General features: G+C 61.8%; 1 protein-coding gene and 1 pseudogene. Both read right to left on the reverse strand.

The window, feature by feature from the left end; genetic code table 11:
• Window positions 1-296 precede the first annotated feature (296 nt).
• A pseudogene (locus NKJ81_RS32445) lies at window positions 297-440 on the reverse strand (IS110 family transposase); the annotation flags it as partial.
• 297 nt (window positions 441-737) lie between these two features.
• Window positions 738-1760, reverse strand: coding sequence for an IS110 family RNA-guided transposase (locus NKJ81_RS32450; protein ID WP_352500826.1), 1023 nt, complete (start codon window positions 1758-1760; stop codon window positions 738-740).
• Window positions 1761-1849: the final 89 nt, after the last annotated feature.

The following is a 1849-nucleotide window of genomic DNA, read 5'->3' on the forward strand; positions in this document are numbered from 1 at the left end:
TCCAAAACTTTTTGCAGAACCTTCAGCACATCTGTGGACGCCCCCGTGAGCGCAAGAAGAATCTTCGAAAGGCAGTATAGCGGCGCGTAGTCGGGTGCTGACATCTGTCCGGCCTCTGATGCGGCCTTCCATTTGCCGCCGGCCCGTATGGGAGTTCGCCGATCGGATCCATATCACTACCGCGCGCTCGAAGCGCTCTGTGCTGAACTGGTTTTTCCGATCCGTCTCTCATCGACTGTCGCGCCATACCTCTCCGTGTGACCTTCCTACACCTGCGACGACCTCAGACCGAGCTGCTATGCTGCCACGGCCGGAGCCCTGTAGGTCCCACCTCTTGCCATGAGCGCCCAGACGATGCGGGCCATCTTGTTGGCAAGAGCGACGACCACAAGCATTGGCGGCTTGCGGGCGAGCATGCGCCCAAGCCACGATCCTTCCCGAATGCCTCGCCGACGAGCATGACGCACGACATCTGTGGACGCCCCCGTGAGCGCAAGAAGAATCTTCGAAAGGCAGTATAGCGGCGCGTAGTCGGGTGCTGACATCTGTCCGGCCTCTGATGCGGCCTTCCATTTGCCGCCGGCCCGTATGGGAGTTCGCCGATCGGATCCATATCACTACCGCGCGCTCGAAGCGCTCTGTGCTGAACTGGTTTTTCCGATCCGTCTCTCATCGACTGTCGCGCCATACCTCTCCGTGTGACCTTCCTACACCTGCGACGACCTCAGACCGAGCTGCTATGCTGCCACGGCCGGAGCCCTGTAGGTCCCACCTCTTGCCATGAGCGCCCAGACGATGCGGGCCATCTTGTTGGCAAGAGCGACGACCACAAGCATTGGCGGCTTGCGGGCGAGCATGCGCCCAAGCCACGATCCTTCCCGAATGCCTCGCCGACGAGCATGACGCACGACAGCGCTCGCTCCGATGATAAGCAGGCGCCGCAATGTACGCTCGCCCATCTTCGATGTTGCACCGAGCTTCTGTTTACCGCCGGTTGAGCGTTGCAGCGGCGTCAGGCCCAGCCAAGCGGCGAAGTCGCGCCCCTTTCGGAAGATTGCGGCGCAAGGCGCCAGTGCAACCAGAGCCGTTGCCGTTATCGGACCAACGCCGGGGATTGTTGCCAACCGCCGCACGTCTTCATCCTCTCGGGCACGCCGTGCAATCTCGGCATCGAGCTGCTTGATCCTTTCCTCCAGCGATCTCAGCGTATCGACCAGCACGGTGAGGGCCAGGCGGGCTGCTTCTGGCAGATCGCCCTCAGGATCCTCTACCTTTTCCATCAGCTTGGCAGTATGTGAAGGGCCCTGGGCAACGACCAGTCCATATTCTGCAAGATGGCCGCGCAAGGCGTTGATCGTCTGGGTGCGCTGCCGCACCAGCAGATCACGAGCCCGGAATACGGCCGCACTCGCCTGCTCCTCCTCACTCTTCACGGCGACAAAGCGCATGGTCGGCCGCTGCGCGGCCTCGCAGATCGCCTCGGCATCGGCGGCGTCGTTCTTCTGCCGCTTCACGAAAGGCTTCACATAGGATGGCGGGATCAGACGAACGGTGTGCCCGAGCTTGCCGATCTCGCGCGCCCAGTGATGCGCCCCAGAACAGGCCTCCATGGCGACCAAGCAGGCCGGCTGCCCAGCGAGAAACGCAAGCACCTTGTCGCGTCGCAGTTGCTTGCGGAAAACAATGGCGCCCGCCGCATCGGCTCCATGCGCCTGAAACACATTCTTCGCTAGGTCCAATCCGATCGTGTTAACTTCCATTGTGGACGCTCCCTCTCTTACGGTGGCTGTCAAACACCACCATTCTGGCACATCGATGCCGTCGAGGGGGCGTCCACCCCATCACTATC

The sequence above is a fragment of the Mesorhizobium sp. M0018 genome (assembly GCF_040323955.1).
GTDB lineage: Bacteria > Pseudomonadota > Alphaproteobacteria > Rhizobiales > Rhizobiaceae > Mesorhizobium.